Annotated in this window: 12 protein-coding genes; 6 read left to right on the forward strand and 6 right to left on the reverse strand. The window is 69.3% G+C overall.

Going from position 1 to position 23,111, the window contains the following annotated elements; genetic code table 11:
• Positions 1–10: 10 nt before the first annotated feature.
• On the reverse strand, positions 11–8,086 hold the full coding sequence (locus tag BMY35_RS12980; protein WP_093199158.1) for an SdrD B-like domain-containing protein: 8,076 nt from the start codon (positions 8,084–8,086) through the stop codon (positions 11–13).
• Positions 8,087–8,318: 232 nt separating this feature from the next.
• Between BMY35_RS12980 and BMY35_RS12985 the strand changes: the two genes are divergently transcribed.
• Both BMY35_RS12985 and BMY35_RS12990 read left to right on the forward strand, forming a co-directional pair.
• Positions 8,319–9,155: a response regulator transcription factor gene (locus BMY35_RS12985; protein ID WP_093199160.1), complete on the forward strand. Its 837-nt coding sequence runs from the start codon at positions 8,319–8,321 to the stop codon at positions 9,153–9,155.
• Between the two features lie 79 nt (positions 9,156–9,234).
• Positions 9,235–11,496 carry a sensor histidine kinase gene (locus BMY35_RS12990; RefSeq protein ID WP_218152987.1) on the forward strand — a complete coding sequence of 754 codons (2,262 nt, stop codon included), beginning with the start codon at positions 9,235–9,237 and terminating at the stop codon, positions 11,494–11,496.
• 28 nt (positions 11,497–11,524) lie between these two features.
• On the opposite strand, the gene BMY35_RS12995 is transcribed toward BMY35_RS12990, so the two are convergent.
• The 5 genes from BMY35_RS12995 to psrA all read right to left on the reverse strand — a co-directional run bounded on the left by BMY35_RS12995 (position 11,525) and on the right by psrA (position 17,128).
• Positions 11,525–11,746 carry a hypothetical protein gene (locus BMY35_RS12995; RefSeq protein ID WP_240652289.1) on the reverse strand — a complete coding sequence of 74 codons (222 nt, stop codon included), beginning with the start codon at positions 11,744–11,746 and terminating at the stop codon, positions 11,525–11,527.
• Positions 11,747–11,857: 111 nt separating this feature from the next.
• Positions 11,858–13,306 (reverse strand): phosphonoacetaldehyde dehydrogenase, encoded by a 1,449-nt coding sequence (phnY, locus tag BMY35_RS13000; RefSeq protein WP_093199171.1) that lies wholly within the window; start codon positions 13,304–13,306, stop codon positions 11,858–11,860.
• A gap of 24 nt (positions 13,307–13,330) precedes the next feature.
• Positions 13,331–14,557, reverse strand: coding sequence for a phosphonoacetate hydrolase (gene phnA / locus BMY35_RS13005; RefSeq protein ID WP_093199173.1), 1,227 nt, complete (start codon positions 14,555–14,557; stop codon positions 13,331–13,333).
• 69 nt (positions 14,558–14,626) lie between these two features.
• A complete protein-coding gene (locus BMY35_RS13010) occupies positions 14,627–15,937 on the reverse strand; it encodes an MFS transporter (RefSeq protein ID WP_093199176.1) in 1,311 nt (436 codons plus the stop codon).
• A 99-nt stretch (positions 15,938–16,036) separates the two neighbouring features.
• Positions 16,037–17,128, reverse strand: coding sequence for an iron-containing alcohol dehydrogenase PsrA (gene psrA / locus BMY35_RS13015; RefSeq protein WP_093199179.1), 1,092 nt, complete (start codon positions 17,126–17,128; stop codon positions 16,037–16,039).
• Between the two features lie 255 nt (positions 17,129–17,383).
• On the opposite strand from psrA, the gene BMY35_RS13020 reads away from it, so the two are divergent.
• The 4 genes from BMY35_RS13020 to BMY35_RS13035 all read left to right on the forward strand — a co-directional run bounded on the left by BMY35_RS13020 (position 17,384) and on the right by BMY35_RS13035 (position 23,107).
• The gene (locus tag BMY35_RS13020) at positions 17,384–18,250 is read left to right on the forward strand and encodes a LysR substrate-binding domain-containing protein (RefSeq protein WP_093199183.1); all 867 of its coding nucleotides are present in this window, start codon (positions 17,384–17,386) and stop codon (positions 18,248–18,250) included.
• Positions 18,251–18,399: 149 nt separating this feature from the next.
• Positions 18,400–20,211 carry an FAD-dependent oxidoreductase gene (locus tag BMY35_RS13025; protein ID WP_093199187.1) on the forward strand — a complete coding sequence of 604 codons (1,812 nt, stop codon included), beginning with the start codon at positions 18,400–18,402 and terminating at the stop codon, positions 20,209–20,211.
• Positions 20,208–22,055 carry a 2-oxoacid:acceptor oxidoreductase subunit alpha gene (locus tag BMY35_RS13030; protein WP_093199190.1) on the forward strand — a complete coding sequence of 616 codons (1,848 nt, stop codon included), beginning with the start codon at positions 20,208–20,210 and terminating at the stop codon, positions 22,053–22,055. Before BMY35_RS13025 ends, BMY35_RS13030 begins: the two co-directional genes overlap by 4 nt.
• A complete protein-coding gene (locus tag BMY35_RS13035; protein WP_093199194.1) occupies positions 22,052–23,107 on the forward strand; it encodes a 2-oxoacid:ferredoxin oxidoreductase subunit beta in 1,056 nt (351 codons plus the stop codon). Before BMY35_RS13030 ends, BMY35_RS13035 begins: the two co-directional genes overlap by 4 nt.
• The last annotated feature ends 4 nt before the right edge of the window (positions 23,108–23,111 follow it).

Genomic DNA, 23,111 nt, shown 5'->3' on the forward strand with positions numbered 1-23,111 from the left:
CTTCCTCGCGTCATGGCTTTGCCTCCCCGGAAGAGGCGGCGGCAGGCACCAGTTCGATCTCCACGTCCAGGTTGAAGAGCGGCGACTCGTTGCGCGAGGCGCGCTGCTCGCCGAGCTGCTTCCAGCGCGAGAGCACCGCGGCCTTCACCGCGTCGGTGCGGTCGCGGCCCAGCGATGCGGGTTCGCCCGGCGCGGCCTTGTAGGCCAGCCGCAGCACCGATGTCTTCTCGGCCAGCACGGCCACCGTGCGGTCGAGTTCGCCCGCGAAGGCTGCGCGCAGCGTGGCGGCGCCGTCGTCGAAGGCCGCGCCCTGCAGCGCGAGGCGCACCACGCGGTGCACGGTGGCGCCGAAGTTGATCTTCAGCACCTTGCCGCGCGTGGCGCGCTCGGCCGCCGGGTTCTCGCTGGTGGTGCGATAGCCCGAGGGCAGGGTGCGCTCGTCGAGCTTGAGCACCAGGTTGCTGCCGGTGCCTTCCTTCGGAATGGCGGCGCAGGCGATGTGGTAGCGGCCTTCGGCGTCGGTGGTGGCCAGCACGCCGTTGACGGTGGCGATGCGCACGTTGGCCAGGCCCGGTTCGCCGTCGTCCTGGTAGCCGTTGGCGTTCCTGTCGTCGTAGACCTTGCCGATCACGTCGGTGCAGTCGAAGAGGGCATCGGGCACCACGCGCACGCTGGCGGTGGCGAGGTTCGACAGCGTCCTGCCGCCCACGCCCTGCAGCGCGACGACCTGGTTGACGAACTCGCCTTCACCCACGCCGACACCCACGCCCGCGACCATCAGGTATTCCTTGGTCTCGTTGGGCGCGAAGTTCTGGCCCGGCATCACGATCTGGCGGCCGTTGATCTGCGGGATCACCGGCAGCGCCACGCCGCCCGGCAGCGTGCGCACCGTGAGCGAGCCCTGGATGTAGCGGAAGCCCGGCGGCAGCGTGTCGACCACGGCCACGCCCGGCAGGGCGGTGCCGCGCGTGTTGCGCGCCGTGATGCGGTAGGGCAGCAGCTCGCCCTTCTTCACGCTGAGCTTCGAGGTGGTCTTGCGCAGCTCGATGAGCGTGGCGTCCGACGGGTCCAGCGGAATGTTGTTGGCCACCACGTGCTGGCCGCCGCCGGCCGGCTTCTGGAACAGCAGGTAGTAGCCAGCGCCGGGCACCAGCGCCGCGCCGGGGCTCACCACGCAGGGGTTGGTCTGCGCGGGCGCCGGTCCGTTGGCGGGCGCGGAGCACGACTGCGTGCCCAGCGCGCCGGCCGCGGCCGGGTACATCGACGAGGGCAGGTAGGCGCCCGGCGGCGTGATGACGAGGCGGTATTCGCCCGCCGGCGCGCCCGGCAGCACGAAGAAGTCGTAGTAGCCGTTGGGGCCGGTGGTGTAGCTGTCGCGCTTGTCGAGCAGGTGCTGCGCGGGGTCGAAGCCGGCCGGTCCGACCATTCGCACCACGGCGCCCGGCACGGGCGTGCCGCTCACGCTGTCGTACACCACGCCGCCCGGGTCGTAGGGCAGGTCCTGCTTCTGGATGTTGGCGCCCGCGCTCACGCGCACCTTGATGCTGAAGCGCGGATCGCTCGCCGCGGGCGTCGGGTAGGGGCCGTTCGCGCCGTTCTGCGCGGTGTCGGTCGGCCACACGCCGCCCACGACGCGGCCGTCGGGCGAGCGGAAGCGCACGCGGTACTCGCCGGGCACCAGGTCGCCGAAGCGGTAGCTGCCGTCGGCGTTGGTGGTCACGGTGTAGAGCACGGTGGCCGCGTTCTCGGCGCAGGCGTTGCCGCCGTCTGCGCAGCGCAGCAGCTCCACCGTCCAGCCTTCGCCCTGGCCTTCGCCCGATTCGCGGCTGCGGTTGTGGTTCTGGTCGAACCACACTGTGCCGGTGAGCGATGCGGGCTGGCTGCTGTGCTCGGTGAAGTCGTAGCCGGTGCCGTGGGCTTCCAGGCTGGTGAAGTTCACGCGGATCTGGTTCGAGCTCTGCGCGGTGCCGCCCAGCGTGCCGGGAATGGCGACGCCTTCGTCGTAGCCGGTGGGCTGCGTCTCGGTGACGGTGTAGCCGCCGCTGCCGGGCAGGGGCAGGCCGGGCAGCTCGTAGCGGCCGTTGGAGTCGGTGACGGCGGTGCGCGTCACCGGCTGGCCGGCGGCGTCGGTGCCGGTGAGCGTGATGGTCACGCCTGCGATCGGCAAGTCTTGCGGCTCGCGCTTGCCGTTGCGGTTGGCGTCGTTGTAGACGGTGCCCGCCAGCGATGCGCCGCGTTCGCCGAAGTTGTAGTTGTCGCCGTTGCCGCCGCGGTAGGCGATGGCGCCGATGACGTCGTTGCCCAGCGTGCCGGTGGCCGCGCCCTCGACGGTGCCCACGGCGTCGAGGCCGTCGGCGTACGTCACGGGCTGCGTCTCGCGGATGGTGTAGCCCGCCGCGTCGGCCGGCAGCAGGCCGGTGAAGACGTAGCGGCCGTTCGCGTCGGTGACCACCGTGGCGTTCACCACGAGGCCGCTGGCCGAGCGGCCGGTGAGCGTGAGCGTCACGCCCGGAATGCCGGCCTCGGTGGGCTGGCGGATGCCGTCGTTGTTGGTGTCGACGTACACCCAGCCCGCGATCTGGCCGCCGCGCTCGCCGAAGTTGTAGTCGATGCCCGTGTCTTCCGACACGAGTGCGAGGCCGCCGAAGCGGTCGTTGGTGCCGCCGGGGTTGGCGGTGCCGCGCGGCGCGCCGCCCACGGTGCCGAGCGACTCGGGGCCGTCGGCCACGCCGGCGGGTTGCGTCTCGTCGATCTGGTAGGTGCCGGGCGTGAGCGCGTCCACCAGGTAGCGGCCGTCGGCGGCGGTCTGCACCGTGCGGTCGACCGCGTTGCCCTGGAAGTCGGTGCCGGTCACGCGGATGGTGGTGCCGGCGATGCCGGGCTCGCCGCTGTCGCGCGTGCCGTTGGAAGGCGCCACGTCGGCGTACACGTAGCCCGAGAGGCTCGCCGGCTTCACGGCCGAGAAGTTGTTGCCGGTGGAGCCCGCGCCCGCCGCGCCGAGCACGATGTTCTGGATGACGTTGGCGTTCGAGCCGTTGGGGCCGTTGGTCACGCCGGTGCCGCCGGTGGGAACCGCACCCGGCGTGCTGCCCGCGCCGCTGACGTTGCCGGCGCGCGTGATGCCGGGCAGGTAACCCGCGGGCCGCGCCTCGGTCACGGTGTAGCTGCCGGGCGCGAGGTTCGGGAAGCTGTAGTCGCCGCTGGCGTCGGTGACGGTGGTGCGCGACGCCGGCTGGCCATTGACGTCGGTGCCGGTGAGCGTGATGGTCACGCCCGCCAGGCCCGGCTCGGTGGCCGGCGCACCCTGTGCGCCGTTGCCGTCGCGGTCGTAGTACACGCGGCCCGAGATGCCGCCGGGCAGCAGCTCTCCGAACCAGTACTCGCCCTGCGTCGACGGCACGCTGGTGCCCGAGACGGTCACGCCGGTGATGACGTTGCCGCCGCCTTGCGGCGTGCCGGGCTGGCCGTTGTTGTTGGCCTTGCCGGGCGCGTAGTTTGCAGGCTGCGTCTCGGTGATGGTGTAGCCGCCCGCGCCCGAGGGAGGCACGTTGCGGAACTCGTAGGCGCCCGTGGTGCCCGTGGGCACGGCGAGGATGTTCACCGCGTTGCCCGCGGCGTCGGTGCCCGTCAGGCGCAGCTCGACGTTCGGGATGCCGGTGTCGCCGGCCTGCGGGATGCCGTCGTTGTTGCCGTCGACGAACACGCGCGTCGTGATGCGGGTGAGCTGCTCGCCGAAGTCGTAGCCGGTGCCGTTCACGTTGGAGTGCAGCGCGATCGCGCTCACCACGTCGTTGCCCGCAGTGCCGCCGGCGGTGCCGGCCGCGTCGCTGCCGTCGACGAAGCCGGCCGGCTGCGTCTCGGTCAGCGTGTAGCTGCCGGGCGTGAGGTTGTTGAAGGCGTAGTTGCCGGTGGAGGCGGCCGTGGTGGTGGTCAGCGACACCGGGTTGCCGTACATGTCGGTGCCGGTGAGGGTGACGCTCACGCCGGCGATGCCGGGGTCGCCCGCGCTCGAGGCGCCGCTGTAGTCGGCGTCCTGGTAGACGCGGCCGGCCAGGCTGGCCGCGCGCACTTCGCCGAAGTTGTTGGCCGTGGACGCGCCGCCCGTGCCGAGCACGATGTTGTCGATGCGGTTGGCGTTGGAGCCGTTCGGGCCGTTGCCGGTGCCCGGCGGCACGGTGCCGGCCGCGCTGCCCGCGCCGCTGACGGTGCCCGCGCGGGTGATGCCGGGCAGGTAGGCGGCGGGCTGGTCTTCCACCACGCTGTAGGTGCCGGCGGGCACGGTGAAGCTCCAGTTGCCGGCGGCGTCGGTGGTGGTCGTGAGGGCGATGGCGTTGCCCGAGCTGTCGGTGCCGTTCAGGCGGATGGTCACGCCGGCGATGGCGGGTTCGCCGCTGTCGATCAGGCCGTTGCCGTTCAGGTCTTCGTACACGCGGCCCGAGAGCGCGCTGTTCTGCACCGTGACGCTGCCGTCGTTGAAGTTGTTGCCGCCGTCCGGATCGGTGCCGCCGTTGGTGTCGCCCGAGCCGGTGGTGACGATGTGCGCGCGGTTGGTGAGCACGGTGCCGTTGGCCGGCGCCGCGCCGCTGAAGCGCACCGGAATGCGCACGGTGGCCGTGCCGTTCGCCGGCATCGATGCGATGGCGCAGCTCACTGCCGTGCTGCCGGCCGTGCCGGTGCAGGTGGGCGCGGCGGGCGTGAAGCTGCCGCCGGTCACGGTGAACACCGGCGGGCCGGCCAGCACCAGCGATGCGGGCAGCGTGTCGGTGAAGCTGGTGGTCTCGGCGCTGTCGGGGCCGTTGTTGCGCAGCTGCACGAGCCAGTCGAATGGCACGGCCGACGACACGGTGGTCACCGGCGTGGCGGTGCCTGCGGTGACAGCGGTCTTGGAGACCACCTGCACGTCGGCCTTGAAGCGGAAGGTGGTGTTCTCGGCCACCGCGTTGTTGCCCTGGACGGTGTCGAAGGCGTTGCGCGCGGCGTCGAAGAAATCGACCCTGGCGTTGTTCTGGAAGGTGCCGCGCGAGACGCCGCGCAGCACCACGCGGAACTGCAGCGTGTTGGGCTCGCCGGTGGAGGTGGCGCCCGAGCCGCCCAGCGTCGGGATGGTGAACACGATCTGCCCGCCGGCCGAGCCGATGGCGGCGCCGCTGGCCAGCGCGAAGGTGGTGCCGCCCGGGGCGGTCACCGACACCAGCGTGGGCGGTGCCTCGCCGCCGGGGCCCGGCAGGGGCAGCGTGTCGACCAGGCGCACGTCTTCCGCCGTCGAGGCGCTGTTGTTCGACACCGTGATGGTGTAGCCCACGTCGTCGCCCACGTTCACCGGGTCGACGTCGTCGCGCTTGGTGACGACCAGGTCGTAGGCCGGCGCGGTGACCGTCGCCGGCACGGCGGCGTCGTTGTTGGTCGTATTGAGCTCGGGCGTGCCGGTGGAAACGTGCACGGTGTTGGTCACCGTGGAGCCGTTGAGCACGTACAGCGGCCGCGCGCGCACCGTCACGGTCTGCTGCACGTTGCGGTCGAGCGAGGTCCAGGCGCACTCGAGCTGGTTGTTGGTGACGCCGGTGCCCGTGGGCTGCGTCTTGCTCGGCTCCGTCGAGCAGCTGCCGCCGCCGGAGGCCGTGGCCGAGATGAACATCAGGTTGGCCGGCAGCGTGTCGACCACGTGCACGTCGTAGGCGCGGCTGAGGCTGCCCTGGGCGAGGCTCTGGTTACGCGCGGTCAGCGTGTAGGTGAGCAGCTGGCCCACCGGCACCGAGGCGGGGCTGGCCGACTTGGTGACCGTCACGTCCGTGCGTGCGAGCAGGTAGGCGGTGGCGCTGCCGTCGTTGTTGGCCAGGTTCGGATCGGCCGGCGTGGTCGCCAGCGCATTGGCCGTGTTGTTGATCTGGAAGCCGTGATCGGTGGCCGAGGCGCCGTCGCCGTAGTGCTTGGCGACGACCTGGATGACCGGGCACAGCGGCAGGGCGCTGGCGGGGTCGGTGCTCGCGCGGCACACCGGCAGGGTCGACAGCGTGCAGTTGGAAAGCGACGCCTGCCCGAAGCCGCTGCCGTTGGCCGGCAGCGCGCAGGTGCCCGCGAAGGTGCCGCCGTTGGCCGTCTGTGAGACGCTGCCCGCGCCGATCACCTGCGCGAAGGCGTCGGTGACGACCACGTTCTGCGCCTCGGAGGGGCCGGCGTTGACCACCTCGAGTTCCCAGGTGACGTTCTGGCCCGCGACCTGGCGGTTGCCCGCGCTGTCGCCGATGCCGACCACGCGCTTGAGCACCTTCACGTCGGCTGCGGTGGCGGTGTCGTTCACGCCGGTGCCCAGGCTCACGCAGTCGTTGCCGGTGTTGGCGTCGGGGTCGGCGCCGAGCGTGGGCGCGGCCGCGGGCAGCGCCACGTTCACGCACATGCTGTTGACGATCTGGCCGCCGCCCGAGGGCAGCGCCGGGATGGTGGCGTTCACGATGATGTAGCCGCCGTTGCGCGCGCTGTTGCCGGCGGACAGGTCGACGCTGATGTCGGAAGCGAGCGTGCGCGTGCAGGTCACCGTGGCGGGGCCGGGCACCGGCGTGGCGGGCGTCGGAACGACGGTGGCGCCGCCCTTGGTCACCGTGCAGGTGTAGCCGTCGCGCTGCGTGACGCTGTTGATCTGCACGCCGGCCGGCAGGTCGTCCACCAGCTGAATCGTGCTGCCCGCGAGCAGGCGCGTGCCGCCGAGGTTGGTGCTGCCGACCTGGTAGTCGAAGGCCTGGCCCAGCGGCACGTTGTTCTGCGGCCAGCCGCGGCGCTTGTCGGCGCGGAAGTCGGTGGCCGATACGGCCACGTCGGCCGGCACGCTGCCGGTGGCCGAGTTGGCGATGGGGCCGGTCGCGCTCACGGTGGCTTCGTTGACGACGCCGGTGCCGGCGGTCATGGCCATGACCGGCACCAGGATGTCGCCGAGCGCCACGTTGGCGCCGCCGCTGCCGCCGATGTTGCTGCGCGTGCAGCTCACCGTCTGGCCGCTGACGGAGCAGGTCCAGCCGGCGGCGGCATTGATCGGCGTCTGGATCGCGAAGTTGGCGGGGATGGTGTCGCTCAGCGTCACGCCCGTGGGCGCGGTGCCGCTGAAGCTCGGGCTCAGCCTGAAGTTGAAGCGCTGGCCCACCAGCAGCTGGCCGCCGTCATGGCTCTTGGCCAGCGCGAGCACGTAGCCCGCCGTCACTGTGGTGTTGGCGGTGGCGCTGTTGTTGGTGGAAACGCCGTCGCCCACCGCACCCGCGGGTGCCACTGCCGGCTGGTGCGTGATGGTGGAGCCCGCGCCCGCGGTGACCACGCCGTTGATGGTGAAGGTGCGCGTGTTGCTGCCGGCGCCCGCGGGCGTGGCCGGCACGTTGCAGGTCAGCAGGCTGCCGCTGATCGAGCAGCCCGAGGGCAGGCCGCTGCCCGAGACCGACAGGCCCGTGGGAATCGGGTAGGTCAGCGTCGAGCCCGTGCTGGCGTCGGGGCCGTTGTTGGTGACCGTGAAGACGATCGGCACCGTGGAGCCGCTGGGCGCGGTGGCCGGGGCGCTGATGGCCACGGCCACGTCGGCGCCCTGGTTCACGGTGATCGTCTTGGTCTCGCTGGAGCCGCCGCCGCTGGGCGCGGCGGTCACGCTCAGCGTGCCCTGCGTGACCGTGCGCAGCAGCACCTCGAAGTTGCGCAGCTGGTTCGCCGCGAGCGTGATGCCCGAGCAGGTCAGCGTGCCGGGGCCGGCGGAGCCCACCGACACGGTGGCCGAGCATGTGCCCACGGGAACCGCGCCGGTGCCCATGTAGATGCTGTTCCCTGGGATCGTGTACGTGAAGGACGCACCCGGCGCGCCGATCGGCAGGCTGTCGGTCTCGGCGATGGTGACGGTGCTCGTCACCGTGCCGCCGGCGGGAAGGATGTCCGGCGAATGCACCAGGCTCGAAACCTGCGGCACCGCATGCGCGGCCGTGGCGAAGAGCAGCCCGGCAACGGGTGCGGCAAGGCGCGTGAGGCAACGGCGCCAAAGGCCGTGCCGCAGGCGCGCGGCGTTGGAAGACACGTCGCGCCGCGCCTGCGCGTGCGACAGATTCGATGGGGTCCTGAACATCCCGTCCCTCGTGATGGCTCTGGTGGCCGGGCACCGTTTCTTGTGGCGTCGCGAAGGCGACGGGTGCTCCGGAAAGGGCGGGATTCTTCGGCGGGGCCCCGAAGGGAGCCTTTGCGAATCAGGACGAAAGCTTTGCTAATGATGACATTTGTTTACCAATGCAACATAATGTGAACTGAATGTGAACTAATTCACGCTGCTTTTCGGCGACGCACTCCTACGCTCGACGCCCATGTCCTACTGGTCGACCACGCCGCCCCGGCGCGCGCACATCCTCGTCATCGACGACAACATCGAAGAGCTGCAGTTGCTGCTGGGCGTGTTGCGCGAGGCGGGGCACCGCATCAGCCTGGCGTTCGATGCGCTGGAGGGCTATCGCCGGGCGACCGCGCTGCAGCCCGACCTGGTGCTGCTCGACGTGCGCATGGGCGCCACCGACGGCTACGCGACCTGCCGGCTGCTGAAGGCCGACCGCGCGACGGCGCGCATCCCGGTGATCTTCGTGACCTCCTCCAGCTCGGTGGAAGAGCGCCTCACAGGCCTGCGCGAAGGCGCGGTCGACTACATCCTCAAGCCCTTCGAGCCGGCGGAAGTGCTGGCGCGCGTGGCGGTGCACCTCGCGCTCGCGAGCTGCAGGCACCAGGCGCAGGCCTGCATGGAAGAGGCAGAGAGCGCGCTGGAGCACGCCAAGGGCGAACCAGCCGCCGACCACGCAGACCGCGTGCTCGCGCAGGCGGTCGAACGGCTGGTGCGTTCCGACCTCGCGAACGTGCCGGCGTTGCCCGCATTGGCCGCGAGCGTGGGCACGCACGAGAAGCGCCTGTCGCGCGTGTTCAAGGAACAGACCGGCCGCACGGTGTTCGAGTTCGCGCGAGAGGCACGCCTTGCGGAGGCGCAGCGGCTGCTCGTGAACTCGGCGCTCAGCGTGGAAGAAGTGGCCCTGGCCGTCGGCTTTTCGGGCGCGGCCAATTTCTCGACCGCATTCCGCGAACGCTTCGGCACCACGCCCACCGCCTTCCGCCAGGCGCGGCTGGCTCCGGTCGCGCCGCCGTCGGTGCCTTCGGCCTGACGCGGCACCGGCAAAGGCGGTGACCACCCCGGGCCTTGGCGGCACTCGCGCGCTCCTGCTTTGCGCCGTCTTCTGGCTGATGGCGACGGCGCTTCCCGCCGCCTGGGCGGACGTGCTGCGCATCGACGACGAGACCCGCTGGCCCATTGCGCTCGACACGCGCGTCGAAGTGTTCGAGGACACCGGCGCGCGCATGTCGCTCGACGAGGTCGACGCGCTGCCGGGCGACGGTCCCGACGGTTTCCAGCCCGGCACGCCCGCGCGCATGCGGCCGGGCTTTTCGAAGTCGGCGTTCTGGCTGCGGCTGACCGTGGTGAACGGCAGCGACGCGATCCAGCCGCTGCGGCTGGTGCTCGATGCGACATGGCTGCAGCACGTCGATTTCCATGCCCGCCGCGAACTCGCGGGCTGGGCCACGTGGACGCACGAACAGGCCGGCGTGTCGGTGCGTTCGAGCGCCGCTCGCGACCGCGACCGCGTGCCCACGCTGGACCTCGACCTGCGCCCCGGAGAGCAGGCGCGCGTGCTGGTGCGGGTGCGCACCAACAGCAGCGTCAAGCTCGTGCCGAAGCTGTATTCGGCGGACGCGTGGCGCATGTCGGAAAGCAGCCATGCGCTGCTCGACGGCCTGCTCATCGGCGGACTGCTGGTGCTGTCGGTGTATTCGCTGTCGCTGTGGGTCATCTCGCGCCACCTGGCGATGGCGCTGCAGAGCATGGGCTTCGCGCTGGTGGCGCTCTACGAGAGCACATACCGCGGCCACGCGCGGCTCGCACTGTGGCCAGACAGCATCGAGTGGAGCTACCGCGCGGCGGGCGTCACCGCGGGCTGCTGCGTGCTGTCGCTGATGTTCTACCTTTACACCGTGTCGCGGCGCGGTCCGGTGCGCGTGCCCGGGCTGCGCTGGCTCGTGGTGCTCGCGCTGGCGCAGTGCGTGGTGGTGCTGGGCACGCTCTTCGGGCCCTACGCGCCCTTCGCGACAGCGGGCACGCTGAGCGCGCCGCTGGTGGTGCTGTCGCTCACCGTCAGCACCTTCGTCTACATGCGCCGCGCGGGGCCCGGCGGGCGGCTGGCATTTCCGGTGATGACCATCGTCGCCGTCGGCGTGTGTTTGCGGTTGGTCGAACTGGCGATGCCATCGCACATGATTCCCGGCTTCGACGCCTACGCGCTGGGCTTCCCGGGCATGCTCGTCGGCCTGGTGGCGCTGGCGGTGTGGGCGCACCACCTGTCGCGCCAGCGGCATTCCGCGCAGCGCACGCTGGCGCACTGGCAGGCGGAAGAACAGCAGCGGCTGCAGGACGAGGTGGAGCGCAAGACGCACGCGCTGAACGCGGCGCTGGAGCAGGCCGAGCAGCAGTCGCGCGACCAGACGCAGCTGCTTGCCTACATCAGCCACGACCTGCGCGCGCCGCTGTCGACCATCGTCGGCAACGTGCGCCTGCTCGACGTCGACGGCCCGCCGCCGCCCGAGCGGCTGCAGGCCATCGAGCGCAGCGCGGCCTACCAGCTCGCGCTCATCGACGACCTGCTCGACTACGCGAGGAGCGAGCTGCTTCCCTTCTCGTTCGAGCCGCGGCCGGTGCACCTGCGCGCGCTGATCGACGACATCGCGCAGTACGCCGACACGCTCGCCCAGCGCCAGCGCAACCTCTTCGAGCTGGATGTGCTGGGCGCGCTGCCCACCGCCGTCCAGCTGGACAGCAAGCGCTTCCAGCAGCTGCTGCTGAACCTGCTGTCGAACGCCGCGAAGTTCACGCGCGACGGCAAGATCGGCCTGCGCGTGCAGGCGCGCCCGCGCCAGGATTCATGGCGGCTCGAGTTCGACGTGTGGGACAGCGGCGTCGGCATCGAAAAGGAAGACCAGGCACGCATCGTGAAAGCCTTCGAGCAGGGCGCACCCAGCTCGAACGGCCACGGCTTCGGGCTGACGATAGCGCGGCGCATCGTGCAGCACATGGGCGGGCGGATGCAGCTGGAAAGCCGCCGCAACCTGGGAACGCGCGTGCGCTTCTCGGTGATCGTGAAGGAGGCTCCGAAGGAGCTCGTGCCGGTGGTCGTGAAGCCGCCGCCGCGTCCCGTGCTGCCCGTTCCGGCGCCTGCCGGCAAGGCCAGGCGCATGCCGGTGCCCGCGATCGCGCCGCTGCCCGCGGCGGTGCGCGACGAACTCGAGACGCTCGCACGCGACGGCCGCTGGAGCGACCTGCACGAGTGGGCCGACCGCCTCGCGGCCGATGCGCGCCATTCGGCGCTGGTCGAGGCGGTGCGGCATGCGCTGGACCTGCTCGATTTCGAGCACATCCGGCTGCTGGCCCGCGCCACGCCGAACGCGGGCCAGTGAGTGATCTTCGACCTGGCTGCCGCCGCGGCTATTGCGGCGAGGCCGGTGCCTGTGCTTCCGGTGGCGGTGTCTGTGCCTGCTGCTGGGCCAGCTGCGCGTCGGGCGCGGCGGCCGCTTCGCTTTGGCCGTGATGTCTTATCGCGATGCCCTTGACGAGGTGGCGGGGCAGGTGGTGTGTCTTCCGCAACAGTGCCAGCGCCTCGCTGCGCGCCGGCTCGCATACCGGTAGAAACATGTGCAAAACGCTCATGGTGTCGTCCCGTGGAGTAACCGGCGGACATTGTGAGCGCATGAAGTCCGCAATGGGGGAATCGCCCTCCTGGCGCAGATGGCTTCGCCGGAGGGCCGCTTCACCTGGAGATCACCATGGCAGCGAGTAGGTCTTGGTGTTGGTGAAGCTCTTCATCGCCTCCAGCACGCCTTCCTTGTAGCCAAGGCCCGAGTCCTTGATGCCGCCGAAGGGCGTGAGCTCCAGCCGGTAGCCCGGCACCTCACGAACGTTCACGCTGCCCACGTTCAGTTCGCGGATGAAGCGCGTGATGTAGTCCATGCGGTTCGTGCATACGGCCGACGAGAGGCCGTAGGCCGTGCCGTTGGAGATGCGGATGGCCTCCTCGATGCTCGAGAAGCGGATCACCGGCGAGACCGGCCCGAAGGTCTCGTGCTTCGCGACCGTCATCCCCGGTTCGACGTGGTCGAGCACCGTGGGCGAGTACAGCGCGCCACGCCGCACGTTGCCGTACAGCAGCTTCGCGCCGCCGGCAATGGCCTCGCCGACCACCGACTCGAATTGCTTCGCCGCAGCCTCGTCGATCACCGTGCCCATATCCGTGTGCGGGTCCATCGGGTCGCCGTACTTCAGTGCCTCGGTCTTGCGCACCAGCAGCTCGACGAAGCGGTCGGCCACCGCCTCGTGCACCAGCATGCGCTTGATGGCCGTGCAGCGCTGGCCCGAGTTCTTGTAGGAGCCGCTGGCCGCCAGCGTCGCGGCTTCCTCGACGTCGGCGTCTTCCATCACGATGATCGGATCGTTGCCGCCCAGCTCCAGGATCTGCCGCTTGTAGACCGCCTTGCCCGCGATGTACTTGCCGATGGCCACGCCGCCGGTGAAGGTGACGAGGTCGACGTCGGCGCTGGTGAGCATCTCGTCGGCGATCTCGCGCGGGTCTCCGGTGATCACCGACAGCATCTGCGGCGGAAGGCCCGCCTCGTACAGGATGTCGGCGAGGATGAAGGCCGAGAGCGGCGTCTTCTCGCTGGGCTTGAGCACCATGCGGTTGTTGGTGGCGATGGAAGGCGCCACCTTGTGGATCACCTGGTTCAGCGGATGGTTGAACGGCGTGATCGCCGTGATCGCGCCCTGCAGCGGCTCGCGCAGCGTGTAGACCTTGCGGCTCTTGCCGTGGTGCGTGAGGTCGCAGGAGAACACCTGGCCGTCGTCCACCAGCGCCTGGTTGGCGGCGAACAGCAGCACGTCGGATGCGCGGCCCACCTCGTACAGCGAATCCTTGCGGCACAGGCCCGACTCCAGCGTGATGGTGCGCGAGATCTCGTCCAGGCGCGAGGCGATGATCTCGCCCGCGCGCATCAGGATGCGATAACGCTCGTAGCGCGTGAGCGTCGGCCTGTAGTCGCAGGCGATGCGATAGGCGCGCCGCACGTCCGCCAGCGTGGCCTTCGGCACGGTGGCGATCACTTCGCCGGTGTAGGGATAGGTCACCTCGATGACCTCGTCGCGGTAGACGCGTTCGCCGGCGATGCGCAGCGCTTCGTGATGGATCTCGGCGGGCTTGGGCAGGGCTTGGTTCATGACGGTCTTCAGTAGAGGCGGGCGTTACTGGGCGTGGTTCAGCGCGAGGTCGAGCGCATCGAAGTTGCGCAGCCGGCGGCCGGCCGCGATGCCGGCGACGGGGCGGTTGCAGATCAGCGGCACGCGCTGCTCCGAGACCCCGCCGTGCGAGCGCAGAGGCACCTCGAGCGCCGAGAGGTCGTGCCGGCTCGCCGAGGTGCCGATGACCGTGCTGCGTTCGCTGACGACCACGATGTCGCCGATGCGGTCGGGCGGCAGCTCGAAGCGCTGGGCCGCGTCCTTGCGCGAAAGCACCAGCTCCATGCCCGGCAGGCTCTGCAGCCGGTCGATCCAGCCAGGCACGCGGGCCTCGTCGGGTGCATAGACCGTGGCGAAGGAACCGAGCGCGCCGTGGTGCACCACGTAGGGGTCGGTGATCGGCAGGATGACGCGCGCCTCGTCCTGGCCGTACCAGTCGTCGAGCACGTCCTGCAGGTAGACGACCTTCGGCGCTCCCTGCGCGTCGTGCTTGTCGTTCATGCCATGGTCGGCGGTGAGCACGATGGTGGCGCCCAACGCGTCGAGCCGTGCGAGGTAGGCGTCCATCATCGCGTAGAAGGCATTGGCGGCGGGGCTTCCGGGGGCGGCCTTGTGCTGCACGTAGTCGGTGGTCGAGAGGTACATCAGGTCGGGGCGGCGCGACTCCATCAGCTTCACGCCGGCCGCGAACACGAACTCCGACAGCTCCGCGCTGTACACCGAGGGCACGGGCATGCCGACCATCGCGACCACGCCGTCGATGCCGTTCTCCTCCACGGTGGCCTGGTCGGCCTTCTCCGACGAGAAGCAGATGCCCTTCATGCGGTGGCCCAGCAGCTTGCGCAGCTTGTCCTTGGCGGTCACCACAGCCACTTTGGCGCCCGCATCCGCGAAGGCTGCGAGGACCGTGCCGGCGCGCAGGTACTTAGGGTCGTTCATCATCACTTCCTGGCCGAGCTCGCGGTCGAAGAAGTAGTTGCCGCAGATGCCGTGCACCGCGGGCGGCGCGCCGGTCACGATCGACAGGTTGTTCGGGTTGGTGAACGAGGGCACCACGCAGTCGGCCAGCAGGTCGGCGCCGGTCTTTCTCATGCGCTCGATGTATGGCGCCACGCCGGCGGCGATGGCTGCGTCGAGGTAGGCGGGCTCGCAGCCGTCGACGCACACGACCACGACGGGGCGGCTCATCCAGCGGTAGCTTCGGGCGTTGACTTCCAGCGATTCGGGTTTCATGGCAGAGGGTTCCTTGATGGAGATGGATGGATCGATCGATCGGTTGGATGAAGGGAAGGGCGGCCCGCCTCAGCGCCGGATGAAGACCGCGATGGCGGCGCTGATGAGGCAGCTGGCCGCGACGATCGGGAAGACCATCGACGTGCTGCCCGAGTGGTCCAGCAGCCGGCCGATCAGCGGTTCGCCCAGGCCCGCCAGCAGGTAGGAGAAGAAGTTCATGACGCCGGTGGCCGTGCCCGAGCGCTTGGCTCCCACGAGGTCGGGGCACAGGGCCCAGAAGGAGGAAGCGGGGCCGTAGACGAAGAAGCCCGCGAGGAAGAGCAGCGCCAGCCCGGCGATGCTCGTGGGCGTGAGGTACATGCCGATCGAGGCGGCCGCGCCCAGCAGCATGTAGAGCACGATCGCCTTGTAGCGCTTCGAGCCGAACACGCGGTCGGAGATCCAGCCGTTGGTGAGCGCGCCGAAGGCCATGCCCACCGGCAGAGCCACCGAGATCCAGGCCGGATCGATCATGCCGTCGGCCATCTTGCTCCAGTCCTTGCCGAGGAAGTGCACCGGCACCCAGACGATCAGGCCGTAGCGCGCCGCGTTCTGGAAGCCGATGGCGAGCGCGGCGATGAGCAGCCTCGGGTTGCACAACACCGCCTTGTAGCGGCTCCACGAGCTTTCCTCGGGTGCGGCGTGGCTCGCGGCGGCCGCCTTCGCGTCTTCCGCGTTGGCGATGCCGGTGTCGGGCGACTTGAAGCCCAGGTCCTCGGGGCGTTCACGGGCGATCAGGTAGAACGCGATGCCGCCCACCAGCATCAGCAGCACGGGCAGCCTGAAGATCCAGCGCCAGTCCAGGTGCAGCACGTTGACGACGATGATGGAGGTGACGAACGAGAGGATCGACGCGCACCCCGCCGCGAAGGTGTAGAAGCCGAACACCTTGCCGCGCTCGCTCGTGCCCCACCAGTTCGACAGCAGGCGGCTGCCCGGCGCCCAGCCGAGCGCCTGGAAGTAGCCGTTGACGCCCCATGGAATCGCGAGCGTCTTGAAGCCGACCGCGAAGCTCACCACCCAGTTGGCCGCGCACGAAAGAATGGCGCCCGCGGTCATCACGCGGCGGCCGCCGAACTTGTCGGCGAGGTTGCCGTTGATCGCCTGACCGATGGCGTAGCACCACAGCAGGCTGGCCGAGGCCCAGCCCAGCACCTCCTTCGACAGCCCGAATTCCTTCTGCAGCCCCGGAATGGCGAAGCCGAAAGTCTGCCGGCCGGTGTAGAAGAAGAGGTAGCAGAACATGGCGGCCAGCAGCATTCGCCACTGCGCACGCCGGAATGAAAACTCGTGGGGCTGCGCGTACGCGCCGGCCTGCAAACCCTGGTTCGCCAGTTGCATGTCTTGTCTCCTGTTTTTTCCTGTTCCCGACGGACCTGGGTCCGTGGAACCGGCTGTGGCGCCGGTATCTTTTTCTTGCCGTTCTTCGGTTTCGACCGGCTAGGCCGACACCGCGCCGATGAAGTTCCTGCCGCGTGCCCCGTCCATGGCGCGCGCGATCATGGCCGTGGCCTCGGCGTCCGCCACGCCGTAGTCCGCGAACTCGGTCTTCACGCCCAGCCCCTGAAGGAAGTCGCGCAGGCGCAGGGCACCGGCGCGCAGGTCGGGACCGAAGAGGCGCTGCAGCGTGCGGTCGCGATCGGGCGAGCGCGCCCATGCCTTCTCGAGAACGATCGGCAGCGTGAACGAGCAGGCGATGCCGTGAGGCAGGCCGTAGCGCAGCGTCATCTCGTACGAGATCGAATGGGCCAGCGCCGTCTTCGTGTTGGAGAACGCGAGCCCGGCCTTCAGCGCGGCCATCGCCATGCGCTCGCGCAGTTCGATGCTGCGCAGATCTTTCACCAGGGCCGGCAGGCATTCGAAGATGTCCTGCACGGCGGAGATGGCGAAGGTGTCGGAGACCGGGTTCGCGTTTACGTTCCACACCGACTCCAGCGCATGGGACAGCGCATCGAGCCCGGTCGACACGGTGGTTCCCGCCGGCACCGAGAGCATCAGCTCGGGGTCGACGATGGCTGCCTCGGGCCAGGTGGCCTGCAGGTGCAGCGAATACTTCTTCTGCCGGGCTGCGTCCCAGATCGTCGCCCACGGCGTCACCTCGCTGCCGGTGCCGGCCGTCGTCGGCACGGCGATCAGCGGCTTGACGCTGGCGGGCTCGAAGGACTTGCCCGCCGACAGCAGGTCGACCAGTTCGTCGAAGCGACCGCTCGCGGTGCCCACCATCAGCGCCTTGGCTGTGTCGATGGCGCTGCCGCCGCCGACTGCCACGATCGCGTCGCAGGCATCGGGCGACTGCCAGAAGCGGTCGTACAGGGCGCTCAGGTGCGCCACGTCGGGGTTGGGGCGCACGTCGTCGATCACCTCGACAAGCGAGCCGGGCAGGAGCTTCTCGAGGCGCTCGACCAGCCCGAGCTCGCGCGCCTCGGGAAAGGTGACGACCGCGACGCGGCGGCCGGCGAGTATCGATGGGAGCCGTTCAAGGCTGCCTCGGCCGCTGTGGATGGATACGGGGTTGTGATATGCGTGGGGCATCGGGTTTGTCTCGTGTCGGCGGTTGCTTCGGTGGCTTCTCTTTTCGCTGCTTCTGCATCGCGCTGTGCCGCGAGTTTCTTTCTTGGTGAAGGCAGTGTCGAAGCGGCCCGAAGTTCCGTCCAATCGCATTTCCGGTGTGCGCCTGGTCGAAAACCGATGGATGAACGGCTCGCGCCGGCATTGCGACCCGGGGAAAGCGCCCATTCGCGCGCGGGCGCGCCTGTGAGAGGCTGCACGCCCCCGGGGCCCGAATCCATGTTCCACCAGTACTACAAATCGATCAGATGCTTTCACGCCGTGGCGAAGACCGGGGGCTTCACCTCGGCGGCGCAATACCTGCACATCGGGCAGCCGACGGTGACCGACCAGGTCAAGTCGTTGGAGACCCGCTTCAGCGTGGAGCTCTTCCTGCGCAGCGGCCGCAGCGTGAAGCTCACGGCCGCGGGCGAGCGGCTCTATGCCATCACGCAGGGGCTGTTCGGGCAGGAGGAGGAAGCCATGCTCTTCCTGCAGAGCGCGCGCAAGCTCAAGGTGGGGCTGGTGCGCGTCGGCGCGGTGTCGCCGCCCATCGCGATGGAGCTGGCGCGCAACTTCAAGGAAGCACACCCGCCGCTGGACATCACGGTGTCGATCGGGTCGGAAGAGTCCACCTTGCAGGGCCTGCAGGACTTCAGCATCGACGTCGGCATCGTCGTCGATCCGGCCGGGGCGGAAGGCCTGCACATCGAGCCCTATCGCACGGAGCGCATCGTCGCGGTGGTGCCCGAGGGCCATGCATGGACGAAGCGCAAGTCCATCTCCACCCGCGACATCGAAGGCGAGACGGTCATCATGCGCGAGCCCGGCTCCAAGACCCGGCATCGCGTCGAGCGCGCCTGCCGGCAGCAGGACGTGAGCCTGCACTGCGCGATGGAGATCAACAGCCGCGAGGCCATCCAGCACGCGGTGGCCAATGGAATGGGCGTTTCCTTCGTCACGCAGGTGGAGTTCATTCCGCTGCCGGGACTCGTGGCGGTCGCCGTCGACGACGAGCAGCTGTCGATCAGCTACTCGCTGTGCTGCCTGTCCATCCGCAGGGAACGGCCGCTGATCGACGCCCTGTTCGCCGTCGCGCTCGGATGAGCCCTGGGTGAGGCCCCGGGCGGGGCTCCGGTGGCTGCGGGATTTCACCAAGCTTGCGCTCCAGCCTGAGCGGCGCATACTCCGCCAAAAGCGCCACAAGCCACTCGTCGGCCCCTCCGGGGTTCCGGGCGACAGCCAGGAGACACGTGTTGCAGCGAACGAACATTGCCAACCCGGCCTATTTCCACAAGGTCGTCGATTGCCAGTACGCCTGCCCGGCGCACACTCCCGTCCCCGAATACATACGCATGATCGCGCAGCGCCGATACGGCGACGCGTACATGGTCAACTGGGTCTCCAACGTCTTTCCGGGCATCCTGGGCCGCACCTGCGACCGACCCTGCGAGCCGGCCTGCCGGCGCGGGCGGGTGGAAGAAAGCAATACGCAGGCTCCGGAGCCGGTGGCCATCTGCAGGCTCAAGCGCGTGGCCGCCGACATGAAGGAGGACGTGCGCGCGCGCATGCCGAAGACGGAACCGAGCAACGGCAAGCGCGTCGCATGCATCGGCGCCGGGCCGGCCTCGCTCACCGTCGCGCGCGACCTCGCGCCGCTGGGCTACGAAGTGACGGTGTTCGACGGCGAGGCCAAGCCGGGCGGCTTCATCCGCACGCAGATTCCGCGCTTCAGGCTGCCGGAGTCTGTGATCGACGAGGAAACCGGCTACGTGCTCGACCTGGGCGTCGAGTTCCGCGGCGGCGAGCGCATCGACTCGATGACCGCGCTGATGGGGCAGGGCTGGGACGCGATCTTCGTCGGCTGCGGCGCGCCTCGCGGGCGCGACCTCGACATTCCGGGCCGGCGTGAAGCGGCCGAGAGCATCCACATCGGCATCGACTGGCTGAACTCCGTTTCCTTCGGACATGTCAGCAGCATCGGCAAGCGCGTGATCGTGCTCGGTGGCGGCAACACGGCCATGGACTGCTGCCGCTCGGCGCGCCGGCTGGGCGGCACCGACGTGAAGGTCATCGTGCGCAGCGGCTTCGAGGAGATGAAGGCCTCGCCCTGGGAGAAGGAAGACGCCCAGCACGAGGGCATTCCGATCATCAACTTCCATGTGCCCAAGGCCTTCGTGCACGAGAACGGCAGGCTCGTCGGCATGAGCTTCGAGATCGTGAAGGCGGTCTACGACGACAAGGGCCGCCGCACGCTGGAGCCCACGGGCGAGCCCGACGCGTATTTCGAGTGCGACGAGGTGCTGGTGGCGGTGGGCCAGGAAAACGCCTTCCCGTGGATCGAGCGCGACTGCGGCATCGACTTCGACAAGTGGGGCCTGCCGGTGCTGGACGCGAGCACCTTCCAGTCGTCGGTGCCCAACGTGTTCTTCGGCGGCGACGCGGCCTTCGGGCCGAAGAACATCATCACCGCGGTGGCGCACGGCCATGAGGCGGCCGTGTCCATCGACAAGCTGCTGCGCGCCGAACCGGTCGACGACCGGCCGCCGCCCATGACCAACCTGGTGTCGCAGAAGATGGGCATCCACGAGTGGAGCTACGACAACGACACCTCCAACGACCTGCGCTACAAGGTGCCGTGGGCCAAGGCCGAGGCGGCGCTGGCGAGCATCCGCGTGGAAGTGGAGCTGGGCTTCGACGCCGCCACCGCCTTCAAGGAAGCCGGACGCTGCCTGAACTGCGACGTGCAGACCGTGTTCACCGAAACCGCCTGCATCGAATGCGACGCCTGCGTGGACATCTGCCCGATGGACTGCATCAACTTCGTCGACAACGGCGAGGAAGAAGGGCTGCGCTCGCGCCTGAAGGCCCCGGCGCTGAACCTGGCGCAGGACCTGTACGTGTCCGGCGGACTAAAGACGGGCCGCGTGATGGTCAAGGACGAGGACGTCTGCCTGCACTGCGGCCTGTGCGCCGAGCGCTGCCCCACGGGCGCGTGGGACATGCAGAAGTTCCTGCTGAAGATGTCGCTCGCCGGGCAGGCGCAGGGCCAGGAGGTGCCGGCATGAAGCAGATCGAGGCGGTGAACGACTTCGTCATCAAGTTCGCCAACGTCAACGGATCGGGCTCGGCCTCGGCCAACGAACTGTTCGCCAAGGCCATCCTGCGCATGGGCGTGCCGGTGAGCCCGCGCAACATCTTCCCCAGCAACATCCAGGGGCTGCCCACCTGGTACGAGGTGCGCGTGACCGAAGAGGGCCACCTCGGCCGGCGCGGCGGCACCGACATGATGGTGGCGATGAACCCGCAGACCTGGGACGCCGACGTCGCCGAGCTGGAGCCCGGCGGCTATCTCTTCTACGACAGCACGCGGCCGCTGCCGCCCTCGAAGTTCCGCGACGACATCCGCGTGATCGGCATGCCGCTCACCGAGATCTGCAACGCGGTCTATCAAGACCCGCGACAGCGGCAGCTGTTCAAGAACATCGTCTACGTGGGCGCGCTCTCGATCCTGCTGGGCATCGAGCCCGAAGTGGTCGAGAAGCTGTTCTCCGAGCAGTACAAGGGCAAGGAGAAGCTGCTGGCCTCCAACGTGCAGGCACTGCACCTGGGCTGCGACTTCGCGCGCGAGAACCTGCGTGAGCCCGTCGGGCTGAAGGTGCGGCGCGCCGACCGCGTGGGCGACAGGATCTTCGTGGACGGCAACAGCGCGGCGGCGCTGGGCTGCGTGTACGGCGGCGCGACGGTGGCGGCGTGGTATCCGATCACGCCTTCGTCATCGGTTGCCGAGGCCTTCCAGAAGTACTGCACCAAGTTCCGCGTGGACCCGTCCACGGGCCAGCACCGCTTCGCCATCGTGCAGGCCGAGGACGAACTCGCGTCGATCGGCGTGGTGGTCGGAGCGGGGTGGAACGGCGCGCGGGCCTTCACCGCGACCTCGGGGCCGGGCATATCGCTGATGACGGAGTTCATCGGGCTGGCCTACTTCGCGGAGATTCCGGTCACGCTCATCAACGTGCAGCGCGGCGGCCCTTCCACCGGCATGCCTACGCGCACGCAGCAGGCCGACATACTTTGCTGCGCCTACGCGTCGCACGGCGACACCAAGCACGTGCTGCTCTTTCCCGAAGACCCGCACGAGTGCTTCGAACACGCGGCGGCGGCGCTGGACCTGGCCGACCGGCTGCAGACGCCGGTGTTCGTGATGACCGACCTGGACATCGGCATGAACCAGCGCCTGTGCAAGCCCTTCGAGTGGGACGACAGCAAGGCCTACGACCGCGGCAAGGTCATGAGCGCCGAGGAGCTGGAGGCCGGCCGCGACTTCGGCCGCTACAAGGACGTCGACGGCGACGGCATTCCGTGGCGCACGCTGCCCGGCACGCATCCGACCAAGGGCAGCTACTTCACGCGCGGCACGACGCGCGATGCCTACGCCCGCTATTCGGAGCGCGGCCCGGACTACATCTACAACATGGAGCGGCTGCTGAAGAAGTTCGCGACCGCGGCCACGCTGGTGCCTCAGCCCGTGCTGAAGCCTGCTGCCCGGAAGACCGACCTGGGCGTGATCTATTTCGGCTCGACCAGCCCCTCGATGCACGAGGCGCTGCAGGCGCTGGAAGAACGCGGCATCCATCTCGATGCGCTGCGGCTGCGGGCCTTTCCGTTCCCTGACAGCGTGGTGCAGTTCCTGGCCAGGCACGAGCGCGTGTTCGTGGTCGAGCAGAACCGCGACGCGCAGATGCGCAGCCTGCTGGTCAACGAGCTGGACGCCGATCCGGCGAAGCTGGTGCGGGTGCTGCACTTCGACGGCACGCCCATCACCGCGCGCTTCATCGTCCAGGCGATCGAGGCGCATGTCGGCAAGATGGCGCACACGCCAGGCACCGCCGGTGCGAAGGAGCCCGCATGACCTACCTCGCCAAGCCCAGGCTGCGGCACCCGACGCTGGCCACCAACAAGGTCGGCTACACGCGGCGCGACTACGAGGGGAAGATCTCCACGCTCTGCGCGGGCTGCGGCCACGACTCGATCTCGGCTTCCATCATCGAGGCCTGCTGGGAGCTCGACATCGAACCACATCGCGTGGCCAAGCTCTCGGGCATCGGCTGCAGCTCGAAGACGCCGGACTACTTCCTCGGCGCGTCGCACGGCTTCAACACCGTGCACGGCCGCATGCCCAGCGTGCTGACCGGCGCCAACCTGGCCAACCGCGACCTGCTGTACCTGGGCGTGTCGGGCGACGGCGATTCGGCCTCCATCGGCCTGGGCCAGTTCGCGCATGCGATGCGCCGCGGCGTGCGCATGGCCTATATCGTGGAGAACAACGGCGTCTACGGCCTCACCAAGGGCCAGTTCTCGGCCACGGCCGACCAGGGCTCGAAGAGCAAGAAGGGCGTGGTCAACACCGACAGCCCGGTGGACCTCGTGGCCATGGCGCTGCAGCTCGGCGCGAGCTACGTGGGGCGGGGCTTCTCGGGCAACAAGGCGCAGCTGGTGCCGCTCATCAAGGGCGCGATCAGCCATGGGGGCTCCGCCTTCATCGACGTGATCAGCCCCTGCGTGGCCTTCAACAACCATCCGGGCAGCACCAAGAGCTACGACTACATCCGCGAGCACAACGAGGCGGTGAGCCGCATCGACTTCATCAGCGGACGGGAGGAAATCGCCGTCGACATCGAGCCTGGCGAGGTGATGGACGTGCGCCAGCACGACGGCACGCTGCTGCGCCTGCGCAGCCTGCACCCGGACTACGATCCGGGCGACCGTTTCGCCGCCATGGCCTACATGCAGCGGCATCAGGAGATGGGTGAGGTGGTCACGGGGCTGCTGTACGTCGACCCGCTGGCCACCGACCTTCATACGGCACTCAACACCTGCGACCGGCCGCTCAACGCACTGGGGCCGGAACAGCTGTGTCCCGGCGCGCAGGCGCTGGAACGGCTCAACGCCTCCTTGCGCTGAGCGA

Origin of the sequence: Variovorax sp. YR750 (assembly GCF_900109805.1) — a bacterium.
GTDB lineage: Bacteria > Pseudomonadota > Gammaproteobacteria > Burkholderiales > Burkholderiaceae_C > Variovorax > Variovorax gossypii.

Bases quoted from the DNA above. Each gene is read 5' to 3' on its own strand.
- BMY35_RS13035 (WP_093199194.1), top strand. From the start codon at position 22,052: ATGACCTACCTCGCCAAGCCCAGGCTGCGGCACCCGACGCTGGCCACC.
- BMY35_RS12990 (WP_218152987.1), top strand. From the start codon at position 9,235: ATGGCGACGGCGCTTCCCGCCGCCTGGGCGGACGTGCTGCGCATCGAC.
- phnY (WP_093199171.1), bottom strand. From the start codon at position 13,306: ATGAACCAAGCCCTGCCCAAGCCCGCCGAGATCCATCACGAAGCGCTG.
- BMY35_RS13010 (WP_093199176.1), bottom strand. From the start codon at position 15,937: ATGCAACTGGCGAACCAGGGTTTGCAGGCCGGCGCGTACGCGCAGCCC.
- BMY35_RS12985 (WP_093199160.1), top strand. From the start codon at position 8,319: ATGTCCTACTGGTCGACCACGCCGCCCCGGCGCGCGCACATCCTCGTC.
- BMY35_RS13020 (WP_093199183.1), top strand. From the start codon at position 17,384: ATGTTCCACCAGTACTACAAATCGATCAGATGCTTTCACGCCGTGGCG.
- BMY35_RS12995 (WP_240652289.1), bottom strand. From the start codon at position 11,746: ATGAGCGTTTTGCACATGTTTCTACCGGTATGCGAGCCGGCGCGCAGC.
- BMY35_RS12980 (WP_093199158.1), bottom strand. From the start codon at position 8,086: ATGTTCAGGACCCCATCGAATCTGTCGCACGCGCAGGCGCGGCGCGAC.
- BMY35_RS13030 (WP_093199190.1), top strand. From the start codon at position 20,208: ATGAAGCAGATCGAGGCGGTGAACGACTTCGTCATCAAGTTCGCCAAC.
- psrA (WP_093199179.1), bottom strand. From the start codon at position 17,128: ATGCCCCACGCATATCACAACCCCGTATCCATCCACAGCGGCCGAGGC.
- phnA (WP_093199173.1), bottom strand. From the start codon at position 14,557: ATGAAACCCGAATCGCTGGAAGTCAACGCCCGAAGCTACCGCTGGATG.